General features: G+C 42.5%; 11 protein-coding genes. 2 read left to right on the plus strand and 9 right to left on the minus strand.

The window, feature by feature from the left end; translation table 11 throughout:
- Positions 1-187 precede the first annotated feature (187 nt).
- The 5 genes from J3L18_RS19065 to J3L18_RS19085 form a co-directional block, all read right to left on the minus strand.
- On the minus strand, positions 188-790 hold the full coding sequence (locus tag J3L18_RS19065) for a hypothetical protein (RefSeq protein ID WP_129571673.1): 603 nt from the start codon (positions 788-790) through the stop codon (positions 188-190).
- The gene (locus J3L18_RS19070; RefSeq protein WP_129571672.1) at positions 787-1,371 is read right to left on the minus strand and encodes a hypothetical protein; all 585 of its coding nucleotides are present in this window, start codon (positions 1,369-1,371) and stop codon (positions 787-789) included. Before J3L18_RS19070 ends, J3L18_RS19065 begins: the two co-directional genes overlap by 4 nt.
- A gap of 114 nt (positions 1,372-1,485) precedes the next feature.
- Positions 1,486-1,944, minus strand: a complete 459-nt coding sequence (locus tag J3L18_RS19075) for a hypothetical protein (protein ID WP_129571671.1) — start codon at positions 1,942-1,944, stop codon at positions 1,486-1,488.
- Between the two features lie 21 nt (positions 1,945-1,965).
- Positions 1,966-2,673 carry an ATP-binding cassette domain-containing protein gene (locus J3L18_RS19080; protein ID WP_129571670.1) on the minus strand — a complete coding sequence of 236 codons (708 nt, stop codon included), beginning with the start codon at positions 2,671-2,673 and terminating at the stop codon, positions 1,966-1,968.
- 445 nt (positions 2,674-3,118) lie between these two features.
- Positions 3,119-3,784, minus strand: a complete 666-nt coding sequence (locus J3L18_RS19085) for an FAD-binding oxidoreductase (protein ID WP_129571669.1) — start codon at positions 3,782-3,784, stop codon at positions 3,119-3,121.
- A 395-nt stretch (positions 3,785-4,179) separates the two neighbouring features.
- Between J3L18_RS19085 and J3L18_RS19090 the strand changes: the two genes are divergently transcribed.
- Positions 4,180-5,661 (plus strand): glycine--tRNA ligase, encoded by a 1,482-nt coding sequence (locus tag J3L18_RS19090; protein ID WP_129571689.1) that lies wholly within the window; start codon positions 4,180-4,182, stop codon positions 5,659-5,661.
- 201 nt (positions 5,662-5,862) lie between these two features.
- Positions 5,863-6,969: an AI-2E family transporter gene (locus J3L18_RS19095; RefSeq protein WP_129571668.1), complete on the plus strand. Its 1,107-nt coding sequence runs from the start codon at positions 5,863-5,865 to the stop codon at positions 6,967-6,969.
- Between the two features lie 340 nt (positions 6,970-7,309).
- On the opposite strand, the gene J3L18_RS19100 is transcribed toward J3L18_RS19095, so the two are convergent.
- From J3L18_RS19100 to J3L18_RS19115, 4 genes are all read right to left on the minus strand, one after another.
- Positions 7,310-8,641: a M16 family metallopeptidase gene (locus J3L18_RS19100; RefSeq protein WP_129571667.1), complete on the minus strand. Its 1,332-nt coding sequence runs from the start codon at positions 8,639-8,641 to the stop codon at positions 7,310-7,312.
- Between the two features lie 17 nt (positions 8,642-8,658).
- Complete coding sequence (locus J3L18_RS19105; protein WP_112654097.1) at positions 8,659-10,038, minus strand: M16 family metallopeptidase; 1,380 nt, start codon at positions 10,036-10,038, stop codon at positions 8,659-8,661.
- A gap of 133 nt (positions 10,039-10,171) precedes the next feature.
- Positions 10,172-10,870: a hypothetical protein gene (locus J3L18_RS19110; RefSeq protein WP_129571666.1), complete on the minus strand. Its 699-nt coding sequence runs from the start codon at positions 10,868-10,870 to the stop codon at positions 10,172-10,174.
- Positions 10,871-11,023: 153 nt separating this feature from the next.
- Positions 11,024-13,012 (minus strand): T9SS type B sorting domain-containing protein, encoded by a 1,989-nt coding sequence (locus J3L18_RS19115; protein WP_129571665.1) that lies wholly within the window; start codon positions 13,010-13,012, stop codon positions 11,024-11,026.
- Between the last annotated feature and the right edge of the window lie 31 nt (positions 13,013-13,043).

The following is a 13,043-nucleotide window of genomic DNA, read 5'->3' on the forward strand; positions in this document are numbered from 1 at the left end:
GGAAAGCGTGGACGTTCCTGTTAAAGCGTAGTTTAAGCGAGGGACGCTTGAACTTGTGGGGGAGTAATCTCAGGCTTTTATAGAGCAACACTACTGCAACTGCCACTAAATATCTGCTACTAAAGCCTCTGCCCGTCCGTTTCCAGAACCGGCCATCTGTGGCCAGAAGCCCGACAACTACAAAATTCTAAAACCTATACTTATATGCAACATTTAAACCCAGCTGACTGACAGGGCGATCGTGATCAACATTTTTATAACCTCTTTCAAACTGCAACCCAAAGTCAAGTCCGTGATGAGGGCCGATAGGCACAACAGCCCCTGCCCCTCCTGCATATATAAACGAGGTACGTGCGCTGTTATTGATGCTGAAAGCGCTGCCGGCTTCGGCATTTACATAAAAGTATTTTGCCCAGTAATATTTAAATCCGGCAGTTAATGGCAAATAAGCGTAAAGGCTATGAAAGCTGTCGTCGTAAAAAGCGTTTGAGCTGTTGCTTGAATAACCCTGATTAACATTAAAATATAAATAACGCGGGTCTGATTCGGTAAACACCAAACCCGTACTTATTGTAAAATGAAAGGCAGAAGTTATCGGCTTTTCCAGCTTTAAATTTATGCCTAAACCTGTTTGAGGATAAAAGTCAGACCCGGCATAACTGTCGCGTATCGGTATAATAGCTTCGGTGCCTACGCTTAACGATGTTTGTTTGCCCTGCTGTGCTTTGGCGGTAAATGAAAGTACAATAAATAATATAATTAATGTGATGCAGATAGGTTTATTAGTCATGTGATAAAAAGTTTAGCAGTGCTATATAACGATAATACGCCGTTTAGTAATATATTGCTGCAAAAAATATATTGTCTCCCAAACCGATACGCAAACCTGATAGCTGTTTGCTGCAAGGTATGAGCCGACCAGCTTTCGTACCTCAAGCCCAATTCAAAATTGCGGTTATCGGTACCGGTAGGGATCATAATTGCCGGACCAACAGAAAAGGCGAACAGTTTGCGCTCGTCATAATTAAGTTCGATAGCGCTGCCTGCCTCGGCCTCTAAAAACACGCCCGAACCTACATTATACCGTACACCTGCTTTTAGCGGTACAAAGATATCACCGCCCGAATGACCGTTGTTAAAAGGCGAATCTTTGCGAAAGAAACTACTGAACCCCGCTGTGAGCGTAAGGCTTACCGGGTTTACTACCGGCTGCTCCAGCTTAAGCGAAGCACCAACACCTACGTTATATAAACTGCGCGATGGAATACCAAATTCAACACCGGCACTGAAGGCGGTTGAAGATTTCGGTACATCCTGGGCATAGGTTTTAAAAGCAGGGAGGATAAGGAACAGCAATAATAGTTTTTTCATATCGGGCCGAAAATACAATATTGCCCGGCTAATAATTATGAAGAAAATATAAAATAAGCAATAGGTTAATATTGATTTCTGTCGAAATAAACTCTGATAGTATCTACGCTTTGGCTATTGCATTTTTTTAGCTTCAAGAAACGCTATTAATTGTTTAATGAATGAAGTACGTTGACTATAAGAGAGATAATATATTTTATGGCCCACCAATATTGCATTACTTATGTTATTGAGACTGGCCTTGGATTTGTAAGCAATAGAACTGTATTGTTTGATAAAATCAATACTCATTTCAAAAGTTCTGCTATCTATAATCAATGATTTCCAAAAACCGTTTGATAATTTCCATGAATCCGGCTCCTGCGACTGGCGAGGCTGTTTTTTACCATTTATTTTTACAATGTTCATTGCCGATTCGGCGGTAATCTTTTTATCACTTATAAAAACAGTTTTAACAGGCTTGTCCTCCCACCCTATATGTACAATTTCAATAAAATCTACCTCGTTGTTTTTGTGATCGTAAAAACTGTTTGCCAGCAAAATAGAGATAATTAAAGCAAACTTAATTCTCATAACCTCCCTTCTGCCACAACCTTAATTGTTGGTAAGACTGATAAACACCTCCTCTAGCGATTTGCCGCCGTTGTTTTTCCGGAGTTGCTGGAGGGTATCATTGGCTACGATAGTTCCTTTATTAATGATAATCACCTGGCTGCACACGGCCTCTACTTCCTGCATAATGTGGGTTGAAAGTACGATGGTTTTGGTTTTACCAAGGTCGAGGATTAACTGGCGGATCCCTATCAATTGGTTTGGATCGAGGCCGGAAGTTGGCTCATCAAGTATCAGTACTTCAGGGTTATGCAGCATAGCCTGTGCCAAGCCTACCCTTTGGCGGTAACCTTTTGAAAGCTGCCCTATCTTTTTATGCTGCTCGGGGCCGAGGCCTGTTTGCTCAATAATATCAGCAATACGTTTGGCAGGCTCATGAATTTTATGGATGCCGGCGACAAAGCCCAGCGACTCCTTCACATACATATCCGTATACAGCGGGTTACTTTCGGGCAGATAACCTATGCAGCGCTTAACCTCAAGCGGCTGTTTAGCCACATCAAACCCACATACCGACGCCGTACCTGATGTTTGCGGAATAAAGCCCGTAAGGATTTTCATGGTGGTTGATTTACCTGCGCCATTAGGGCCTAAAAAGCCCAGTACACCGGGCTGGGCAGTAAAGCTAATTCCATCAACAGCTTTTTGTACGCCGTAAACCTTTGTTAATGCCTCGACACTGATACTCATGGCTGTAAAAATATGCTTTAGATATGAGATTTGAGACGGGAGATTTGAGATTCATGCAAAACGAAGGAGTGGTTTTGAGGTGTCCATCAGTCTGGAGAAAGTCGGTGGCTAAAAACAATCACGGACTATTGTTTACAGCCTAAAAATTGTGAGATTGTTATATCTTCCGGGGCTTTAGTTCATGTGAATGTAATTCTGCAAATCTTTTGAAGCTACAGGGCAACATGTAGTTTGTAAAAAACGTATTACATTCCGTAGCTGATAAAATCTGTCTGCTTTCGTCCGCCGAAGTGTGATTCCCCTTGACGGAGGGACGACGTTACAGCTTTACAATGCTGCTTAATAAAAGGTGTTTTGCAGAGGCGCACCACATGTGTCTGTAATATGCAGGGATAACATGCAAGACAAAGCATAGAAGACCGCACGTGATGCGTCTCCGCATAAACTACCTTTCAAATACCACGGAGTCACTATTGGCTCCGAGTTGCCCTAATATGTCACTGAGCTCAGTAACCATCGCGTCAGGGCCGCATATATAAAAATGCTTTGAGAAATCTTTTATTTCAGCTTTCAGAAAATCAGCATCTATGCGCCGCTGATCATACGTACTGTCCTTTTGGCCGGTAATAGTAAAATGCGCGTTTGCACCAAGGATGCTTTTCAGTTCATCCCTCAAAATGATATCCTTATCAGTTTTATTGGAAAAGAAAAGCTTATTATCGGCAATTGAACCATCTCTATTTAATTGCCTTAGTATAGCCAAAAAAGGGGTAATACCTGCACCACCTGCAATAAAGTAACCGGGCCCTTTATATTCAATAGCCCCCCAAACGTCGCGAATTATAAGCTCATCACCTTCATTAACATTGCTTAGCCTGTTGGTAACACCATCATGGTCGGTATAAGTTTTTATGGTAAACTCAAGGTAATTATCATCGTTAAGGCAAGTAAAAGTAAAGGGACGTGTTTCATCACGCCAGCCCTCCATATTGATTGATAATTCAGTAGCCTGACCCGGAATAAAGCTGTAACCGGCAGGTTTTTCAAGCCTGAACTGCCTCACATTGTGGGTAACATATTTTGCGGAAAGTATTTTTACGATTTGTTCCATTTGTGATCGGTATCGTAGGCTTAATACAATAATAATGCAAAACAGCCAATAGTTTATAACTATTGACAATAATTGCAGATGGTTTACAAATTATGAGAAATGGCTGACCGAATATGCGGAATATATGAAGGTAAGGTTTCTCAAAAGTTAACACCCCTTAAAGCATCGTTTGATAACAAACAATGAATGCAATCCTGTTTACTGGACTGGTTTGTATAGTTTTGTATAGTTATGAATGCTCTTTCAATACGCGTTCAGAAAAGAAGGTACCTGGAAATAAAGTTTTATTAGCAGCAGCTTTTAAGAAAACGATATTTTTAGGTAACACTTATCTCAAAGTAAATCCGAAATCGAAATTCCCAAATCCGAAATCAAAAATTATCTTTGCAGCTATTATGAGCAAATCAACCGACGAACTTTTTAAAAATGTTATATCGCACGCCAAGGAATATGGCTTTGTTTTCCCTTCCAGCGAGATTTATGATGGCTTAAGCGCAGTTTATGATTACGGCCAAAATGGCGCCGAACTCAAAAACAACATCAAAACCTACTGGTGGAAAGCCATGGTGCAAATGAATGATAACATTGTAGGCATTGATTCGGCCATATTTATGCACCCTAAAATCTGGAAAGCAAGCGGTCACGTTGATGGCTTCAGCGACCCGATGATCGACAACAAAGATTCCAAAAAACGCTACCGCGCCGACCAATTGCTGGAAGACAAGATAGCTAAATACGACAGCGAAGGCAAAACCGATAAAGCTGAACAACTACAGCATGACATGGACGAGGCCCTGAAAGCCGAAGACTTGATCCGCCTGCGCGATCTGATCATTGAGCATGAAATTGCCTGCCCGGTAAGCGGTACCCGCAACTGGACAGATGTACGCCAGTTTAACCTGATGTTCAGCACCCAGATGGGGGCTGTTGCTGATGATGCCGATACGATTTATCTGCGTCCGGAAACTGCGCAGGGCATATTTGTAAACTACCTTAACGTACAAAAATCGGGCAGGATGAAAATCCCTTTCGGTATTGCGCAAATTGGTAAGGCTTTCCGTAATGAAGTGATTGCCCGCCAGTTCATTATCCGTATGCGCGAGTTTGAACAAATGGAAATGCAGTTTTTTGTTCGCCCCGGCACACAAAAAGAATGGTTCGACCAGTGGAAGGCAGCCCGCCTAAAATGGCACCTTGCTTTGGGGACCGATGCTGCCAAATACCGTTACCATGAGCACACCAAGCTGGCCCACTACGCTGATGCTGCTTATGATATTGAGTTTGAGTTTCCGTTTGGATTTAAAGAGGTTGAAGGGATCCACAGCCGTACCAATTTCGACTTAAGTCAGCACGAGAAATTCTCCGGTAAAAAGCTTCAATACTTTGACCCTGAAGTTGATCCTGAAACAGGAAAGCCGTATGGCAACTATGTACCTTACGTAATTGAAACATCGATAGGTTTAGACAGGATGTTCCTGCTTACCATGATCAACGCTTACGAAGAGGAAGACCTAAGCACCGAAGATAAACAGGACAGCCGCACCGTATTACGCCTGCACCCTTGCCTGGCACCGGTTAAAGCCGCTATTTTCCCGCTTACCAAAAAAGATGGCCTGCCCGAAAAAGCACGCGAGATCATGGATAAACTAAAACTCGACTTCAATATCCAGTACGAAGAAAAAGATGCTATCGGTAAACGTTACCGCAGGCAGGATGCTATCGGCACGCCATTCTCCATTACGGTAGATCATCAAACCTTAGAAGATAACACCGTAACTATCCGCCACCGCGACAGCATGGCCCAGGAACGCGTCCCTGCCGATCAGTTGGACAAGATCATCGGCGATTTGGTTAGCTGGCGGAATGTATTGAGTTAGTAGAGTAAATAGATTAACAAGTAATTATAATATGTCCAAAGCCTGCATTAACCGTGCAGGCTTTTTTGCAATTCCCGACAGGCTATTTCGTTCACAAAACTGACGGACGTTACACCAACCCGATCAGCATCCCCCCGGGCTAATTATCGGCGAAGCAAACAATTGTTTGTCTTGTTCCTTTCAGTGTAAAATCCTGCGTCTATGCCTGCTGTTAAAGAATACCCCTTTTACCTTAAAAGTACTGTTATACTTTTTGGATTGATATTATTGGTTTACGTGTTTGCCCAACTGGCAGATGTGATGATCCCGCTTGCCTTTTCGGCTTTTATTGCCATTTTGCTTAACCCTGTTAGCAACTGGCTGCAGGAACATAAAGTGCCCAAAATTTTGTCTATATGCCTGGCTATGCTGCTTGGCGCTATTTTACTGACAGGGTTGTTCTATTTTCTTTCTACCCAAATCATTCAGTTTGGAGATTCGCTGCCCACGCTTAAAAAGAAGTTTGGTGAAATGTTCGTCACATTTAAAGACTGGGTAGCCGCCACTTTCAACTACTCTGTTCAAAAGCAGGATAAGCTTATCAAAGACGCTATGGATAACAGCCAGGCGCTGGTAGGCCGCACACTCGGCAATGTATTAAGCACGTTTGGGTTGATATTTGTGGTACCCGTATATGTTTTCCTGGTATTGTTTTACAAAACCCTGCTCCTTAATTTTATTTACGAAGTATTTTCTGAAGAAAACTCCAAACAGGTTGCCGATGTTTTGAAAGAAACCAAATCGGCCATCCAAAGCTATATCCAGGGTTTATTGATTGAGATGGTAATAGTTGCTGCCATGAATTCGCTGGCCCTGATATTACTCGGTGTTAAGTATGGCATCCTGATAGGTGTAATAGGCGCTATCCTTAACCTGCTGCCCTATCTGGGCGGCATTATAGCCATCTCCCTTCCTGTGCTGATGGCTACGGTTACCAAAGATGGTTACACAACGCAGTTAGGGGTGATCATAGCTTATCTTGTTATCCAGTTTATTGATAATAATATCCTGGTACCGCGCATTGTATCATCAAAAGTGCAGATCAACGCGCTGATGTCAATTGTGGTAGTATTGTTAGGCAATATGCTTTGGGGCTTATCAGGTATGTTCCTTTCTATCCCGTTCATAGCTGTTCTCAAAATCATTTTCGACAGGATTGACACCCTCAAACCCTGGGGCAAGCTCCTGGGCGACACCGTACCCACCAGGCCCAAAGGGGCCGGCTGGACTAAAACCAGGAAAAAAGCGGTGTTACCTGAAGAAGGTTAAAGGCGAAAGGTTAAAGGTTAAAGGCGAAAGGCCAAAAACAAAAAGTCGAAAGATTAAAGATTAGCACAGATGCAGCTACCTTTAACCTTTCGCCTTTATCCTTTTACCTCAAAAAAGGCGAAAGGTAAAAGGCGAAAGGCCAAAAACAAAAAGGCGAAAGATTAAAGATTAGCACAGATGCAGCTACCTTTAACCTTTCGCCTTTATCCTTTTACCTCAAAAAAGGCGAAAGGTAAAAGGTGAAAGGTGAAAGCCGAAAAACAAAAAAGGCGAAAAGTAAAAGATTAACACAGATGCAGCTACCTTTAACCTTTCGCCTTTATCCTTTTACCTCAAAAAATCAGTGCATCACCGGATTATCGCCATTATGCAGCGTACCGTTGATATACAGCAATTGGTTTACTTTTTTAGGATCGCCCTGGTATACCCATACAATATTGTTGATGTACTTGCGGAAGGCGTTGCTTACATCATCAGTGGTTAATTTCTTTACATCATCAACCAGGGTTAACGAGCGTTTCCAGTTATCATGCAATACTTCATTTGCCGCTATTGATGATGCCTGGGCGCTGTTAGTTTCGTTTTTATAGTAGAAACCTGTTAGGTAAGTAACCTTCATGTCGGCTACATCTTCAGGTTTAAAACCTTCGCGTTTAATTTTATCAACCAGCTTATCAAATACAGCTATGTATTTATCAGGCTCGGTTGTTGAAACAGAAAACTTGGCGGTTGAGGTTTGACCCGCGCTAAACCAGGCCTGCGGTGCATATGACAAACCGTTATTGGTACGTACCTCTAAAAAGTGCATGTTCGAGAAAATGCGCATAGCTACGTTAAAAGCGTTAAAATCAGGCGTACCGGCGGCAGGACCACTCGCGATACCTTCTACATAATTGGTAGCCAAATCACGCTTTTCAACATTGATGCTGTTTTTGTCGGCTCTGAAAGTTGATTTTTTAAACGCGAAAGCCGGACCTTGTTTAATACCGCTCAGCATACCCTTTACTTTAGCTTCAATAGCAGCCTGATCAAGATCAGCAACCACCACAATTACCATGCGAGATTTGGTCAGTATGGACTGATAATAAGCTTTTGTTTCGGCAGGGGTTAGGGCTGTAACAATAGCTACGGTTCCACTTGGGTCTTTAGCGTAGTTGGTACCGGCAAAAGCTACTTTATCGGCATATTTATCAATGGCATTATCGGGCTGTGAATCTTCCTGTTTAATGTTATTGATGGCATCCTGCTTAATGCGGGCAAATTCCTTTTCATCAAATTTGGGCTGGGTTATAGCCTCAACATACAACGGCCAAACAATATCAAAGTCGCCTTTAATACAATTCATCCGTACTACCGAATAGTTTTTGTTGCTGCTGCCGTAAACGGTAGCGCTTACTTTATCCAGTTCATCTTTAAAGCTATTTTTATCATGCTTTAAAGTACCGCATTCGGTAAGGGCGCTCATTGCCAACGACTCAATACCCGCTTTGGTAGCCGGATAGTTTTGCACACCGCCTTTTATGATGGTTTGTACTTCCACAATATCGTTGCCGCTTGGCTGTACAATAACCTTTACGCCATCTACCGTGGTTTCATAGGCCTGTTTTTGTGCCTTAGCTGTATTCCCTATAGCCGCTGCTACCAGCAGGCCAATTATATATTTTTTCATCATGATGAGGTAGTTTTAAATTACTTGGCTGCAAAAAATGAAGCTGCATTTACTGTTTTATTTAACTCGGGCGCTATGATCATACCGGCAGCATATGGCTTGCCAATTACGTAAGTATCCAGGTACTTTTTAATATCGGCACGGGTAACTTTCTGATAGTTGGCATCCAGGTCGGTATAAAAATTAAACGAGGTGCTGCACCATTGGTAGCTGATCTGACTTGGTAGCGACGAGGGCTTTTCCTTGGCATGAATATCGTTCCGGTGCAGGATAGCTTTAGCAGTGGCCATTTGTTCGTCGGTAAAATAGTCGTCCTTGTTCCACATGCTTACCTGGTTCATTAACTCGGTATAGCATTCTTTAAGCTTGTTAGGGTTAGGTACCACGAAAATATCAATAGGGCCTACATAACGGCTGGTAGTATAATTTACGTAAACACCGCTGGCCAAACCTTTATCAACCAATGCCTGCTGCAATTTTGACGAATTTAAGCCTACAATGGTCGAAAACACGTCGGCAGCAACAGTTGAAGCTGAATCCGTTGGATATGAAGGCCCCTGCCAGGTAAACTCCATATAAGGTGTTTGTGCAATGGTTGCTTCCTTAACAAAATACTCAGGTTTGGTTAAAGGCTTAAATGCGGGGATAGGAAATTTGGTTTGCGGATCGAAACCGCTGTTGGCCCAGTCGCCAAAAATGCTTTCGGCCAGGGCAAAGGCATTATCATGCTTAACATCGCCGCAAATTGTTAGCAAGCTATTATTAGGGAAATAATATTTATCCTTAATGATCATCATTTTTTCGGGCGTAGCCGTGTTGATCACTTCGTGAACTCCGATAGGGTTTTTGCGGGTAATGAGATCACCCCAAAGCTTTTGCTGCATGCCATACCAAAGCTGGAAACCCGGATCACTTTCGGCACGCTGAAACTCTCCGTCAACCACCGGGCGCTCTTTCTTCATATCTTCCTCACGGTAAATAGGGAAACGAATAGCCGCGTTCATGAACTTTAAACCCGCTTTAAGGCTGTCCCTGTCAAAAGTGAAGTAGTAGTTTACGCGCTCGGTATTGGTGGTGCCATTCCAGATAGCGCCGAGCTCCTGCGTACGTTTCAAAAACTTCTCCTGGGTTGGATAATCTTTATTGGCTTTGAAAAACATGTGCTCAAACAGGTGCGACAAACCGCTGAACTCCGGGCCTTCGGTATAAGCGCCGTTTTTAACAGCTATTTCAATGGTGGTTAAAGGTACTTTGCTGTTTTCAATCACCAGCACATCCAGGCCGTTTGGCAATGTTTTAAGGAAGTAGCCTTCCGGCAACCTCACCTGGGCATTAGCAATGCCGGCGCTAAAAACCGCGGCCACGCCTAATGCAAAAATTTTGATAAAATTTCGGTTCATATATTTACAATATTTTTAACACTATAAATATATCGGTATAATCTTAAACAAGTGAATGATTTAACCGCTTATCCCTGATTTTTCAAGACGAAATTAAGCCTGTGGTGATTTTGGCATATTTACAAACCAGCAATTAAATACCGGCTTTAATACTATTATAAGGCAAACCCATGTCATGAGCGGCGTATTGGGTAAGCACACTGTCTTTTATGGTAATATAGTCGCCAGCCTGGCTAACATGCAGCTTTTCAACACCATCCCGGTTATCCATGAGGGGAATGGTACGGGATACTACTGTGCCCGTGGTATCAAGCTCAATAATATAAGTTTCTTTTTTACCGCCTGCCATATCAGTAAACGGAATAATAACAGTATGGTTATTATCATCAATAAACCTGCCTATGATATTTTTCCCGTCAAGGTCGGCGGGGTTTAAACCAAGCAGGTATTTTGCTTTTTCGGGCGACAGGCCAAGTATGTTTAGCCTAACGGTATTGCCATCAGCATCTTTAGTGGTATCCTGCATGGTAACTTTATCTCCTTGCGGATAGCGGGCTACGGCGTAAAAGGTATTAGCACCGGTACTTTTATCATTATGACCAGGAAGCAAAAAGTTAAGCTGCAGGTTGCTCAGCTTAGCACTGTCGGCTTTAATTTGTGAGGTGATACTCAGCAGTTCGCCCCATTTAAGCCTGCCATCTATTTTAACGGTTAACTGGGTGGCTGTATCTGATTTGGTAACCCTTGATATGGTGTAATGCGGCACATTTTTTTTAGTACAGCCAAAAGCCACAAGCATGATTATTAAGCAAGCGAAGATATTCTTGATCATGTGGCAAAGTTAAACCGTTGGTTTGAATTTGATGACGTTGATTTCGCTGATTTTTTTGCCCCGGTTATAATATCCATTTACAGCAACACTGATCATGGAAAAACAGGCTAAGCCGGTCATTTAGCTCGCCTATTGTAAACAAACACATTTAAGCTACCTCAGCAAGGTTACATACCCTTTTTTAACCTCAACCTGTCCATCGCCCATGGTATAGTTGCACAACCAGTAGTAAACACCTGTAGGCACAGGTTTCCCGTTATAATTGCCATTCCAACCATCATATATACTTTCCGACTCAAATAACCGCTGGCCCAGGCGGTTAAAAACCTTGAGTTTATACGCTATGGGATTACTGCTTTGATTAGGCCTGAATAAGTCGTTTACGCCATCGCCGTTAGGTGTAAAAGTATTAAAAAACGTAACCGGCTCACATGAATCCTGCGTTATCATAATATCCAATTCCGTAATGATGCAACCTTGCTTATCCAACAGGACAAAGTGGTTGGTGCCGGCGCTGAGACCTCTTATTGTTTCATCGGGTGTATAACTTTGGCTACCATGCTTAATAGCGCCGATAGCTACCCCTTCTACATAGGTGTTAAACTTTACCTGCCCCGCTAATGTACAAATCGCGTTTTTAGCGGTATATGATACATAGGGTTTGGTCAAAGTAAAATCGGGTACGGTAACTTGTTTTTCAGCCTGGGATCCGCCAGATGAAGTAATTACTAATTGATAGGTACCCGGTAGCATCCTGTTAAAAACGCCGGTAGTGTTGCTTATACCGTTTAAGCTATACGTATAATTATCCGGATGAGCTGCTGTGAGCACGGTAACATTTGCTTCGCCGTAAAAGTCACATTCGGGTTTGATGACAATATCATTTACAACAATTGGCGGGCATACTTCCTGTACGAGGGTGCAATCTTTTTCGTAAAGCAAACAGCCGTTTGGTGTTATAATTGAAAAGTGATAAACACCCGGGATTAAATCTGCGAAAACATGGTCAATGGGGTAAACCGCATTGTTATATTTTATCCGGTACAACGCTTTATCGGCGTTTGTTTCCAATTTAATCGAACCCGCGATATCACAAATCGGATCCGTTTTATTAAAAGTAACAACGGGGTCTTGTATTGAAAAATCAGAAATAGTAAATGGATATTTTTTAGGCTCTTCCCCACCAAATGAGGTAATAGTAACCTGGTAATTACCAGGAAGCAGGTTATCAAAAATACCCGTTGTGTTACTTTCTCCGGTATTAAGTTTGTAAGTGTATTGATTTCCGTGCGGGGCACAAATAATTTCGGCCCGCCCTTTATTCACCACATTGCACTCCCGGGTTACGTCGATGCGTTGAAGCGTAATTACCGGTATTTCACCTGTTTCAACAGTACTGCCAGCATCATAAACGGAATAAGGCAGCGAACCAGCCGTACCTTTTAATAGCATATTTTTCAGGTCGAGTTCGATAAGCTCCGACCTTCCCCCTTGATCGTCAATAGCGTATACCCTTACAGCCCCATTGGAAACTACCGATGTTAAACCCAATATATACCGGTCTGTAATAGGTATTACTAATTTACTTTGAGACGGATCATCGAGGGAGACTTCAACAATGCCACTATAGCTTGCCATGTATAGCTTGTCGTCATAAAACACGAGGTCGCCTGAAGCCCCGTACGGCATAATTCCCAGGTTAACAAGCACAGGATTTTTAGGATCGAGTTTGTACAGCGAGTTCCCACCGGCCATGTACAGTATCCCGTTTTTATCAATCGTCATTGAATTTACGGGGGGTACCGGCGCCAAATACTGGCAATTAGTTACCTGGGGGGTATTACCTCCGGTTATATCGGCTACATTCAATCCAGCGGAAAACGGGGTAATATAGATATAATAGATCTTATTACCCCACAGCGCAATCGAAAAATAACCCGACCCGCAACCGTTAACATTTTTTGAAACCGGGCCATTAGGGGTAATGGTTACCTGTTGTAAAATTCCCTGGTCGGTAGCGGCATAAAACTGCTGTGCGTACCCTTTAACAAAAGTTAAAAGTATAACACTAAACAGCAATGCAGCTCTTTTTAGTAAAAGGTTTAAGTTAATGATATGTTCAGGCACAATAGTATGACCCAAATATACAGTATTACTAATATCTACACCGTAT

This window comes from Mucilaginibacter gossypii, assembly GCF_017569325.2.
Classification (GTDB): domain Bacteria; phylum Bacteroidota; class Bacteroidia; order Sphingobacteriales; family Sphingobacteriaceae; genus Mucilaginibacter; species Mucilaginibacter gossypii.

Bases quoted from the DNA above. Each gene is read 5' to 3' on its own strand.
- J3L18_RS19065 (WP_129571673.1), bottom strand. From the start codon at position 790: ATGACTAATAAACCTATCTGCATCACATTAATTATATTATTTATTGTA.
- J3L18_RS19070 (WP_129571672.1), bottom strand. From the start codon at position 1,371: ATGAAAAAACTATTATTGCTGTTCCTTATCCTCCCTGCTTTTAAAACC.
- J3L18_RS19075 (WP_129571671.1), bottom strand. From the start codon at position 1,944: ATGAGAATTAAGTTTGCTTTAATTATCTCTATTTTGCTGGCAAACAGT.
- J3L18_RS19080 (WP_129571670.1), bottom strand. From the start codon at position 2,673: ATGAGTATCAGTGTCGAGGCATTAACAAAGGTTTACGGCGTACAAAAA.
- J3L18_RS19085 (WP_129571669.1), bottom strand. From the start codon at position 3,784: ATGGAACAAATCGTAAAAATACTTTCCGCAAAATATGTTACCCACAAT.
- J3L18_RS19090 (WP_129571689.1), top strand. From the start codon at position 4,180: ATGAGCAAATCAACCGACGAACTTTTTAAAAATGTTATATCGCACGCC.
- J3L18_RS19095 (WP_129571668.1), top strand. From the start codon at position 5,863: ATGCCTGCTGTTAAAGAATACCCCTTTTACCTTAAAAGTACTGTTATA.
- J3L18_RS19100 (WP_129571667.1), bottom strand. From the start codon at position 8,641: ATGATGAAAAAATATATAATTGGCCTGCTGGTAGCAGCGGCTATAGGG.
- J3L18_RS19105 (WP_112654097.1), bottom strand. From the start codon at position 10,038: ATGAACCGAAATTTTATCAAAATTTTTGCATTAGGCGTGGCCGCGGTT.
- J3L18_RS19110 (WP_129571666.1), bottom strand. From the start codon at position 10,870: ATGATCAAGAATATCTTCGCTTGCTTAATAATCATGCTTGTGGCTTTT.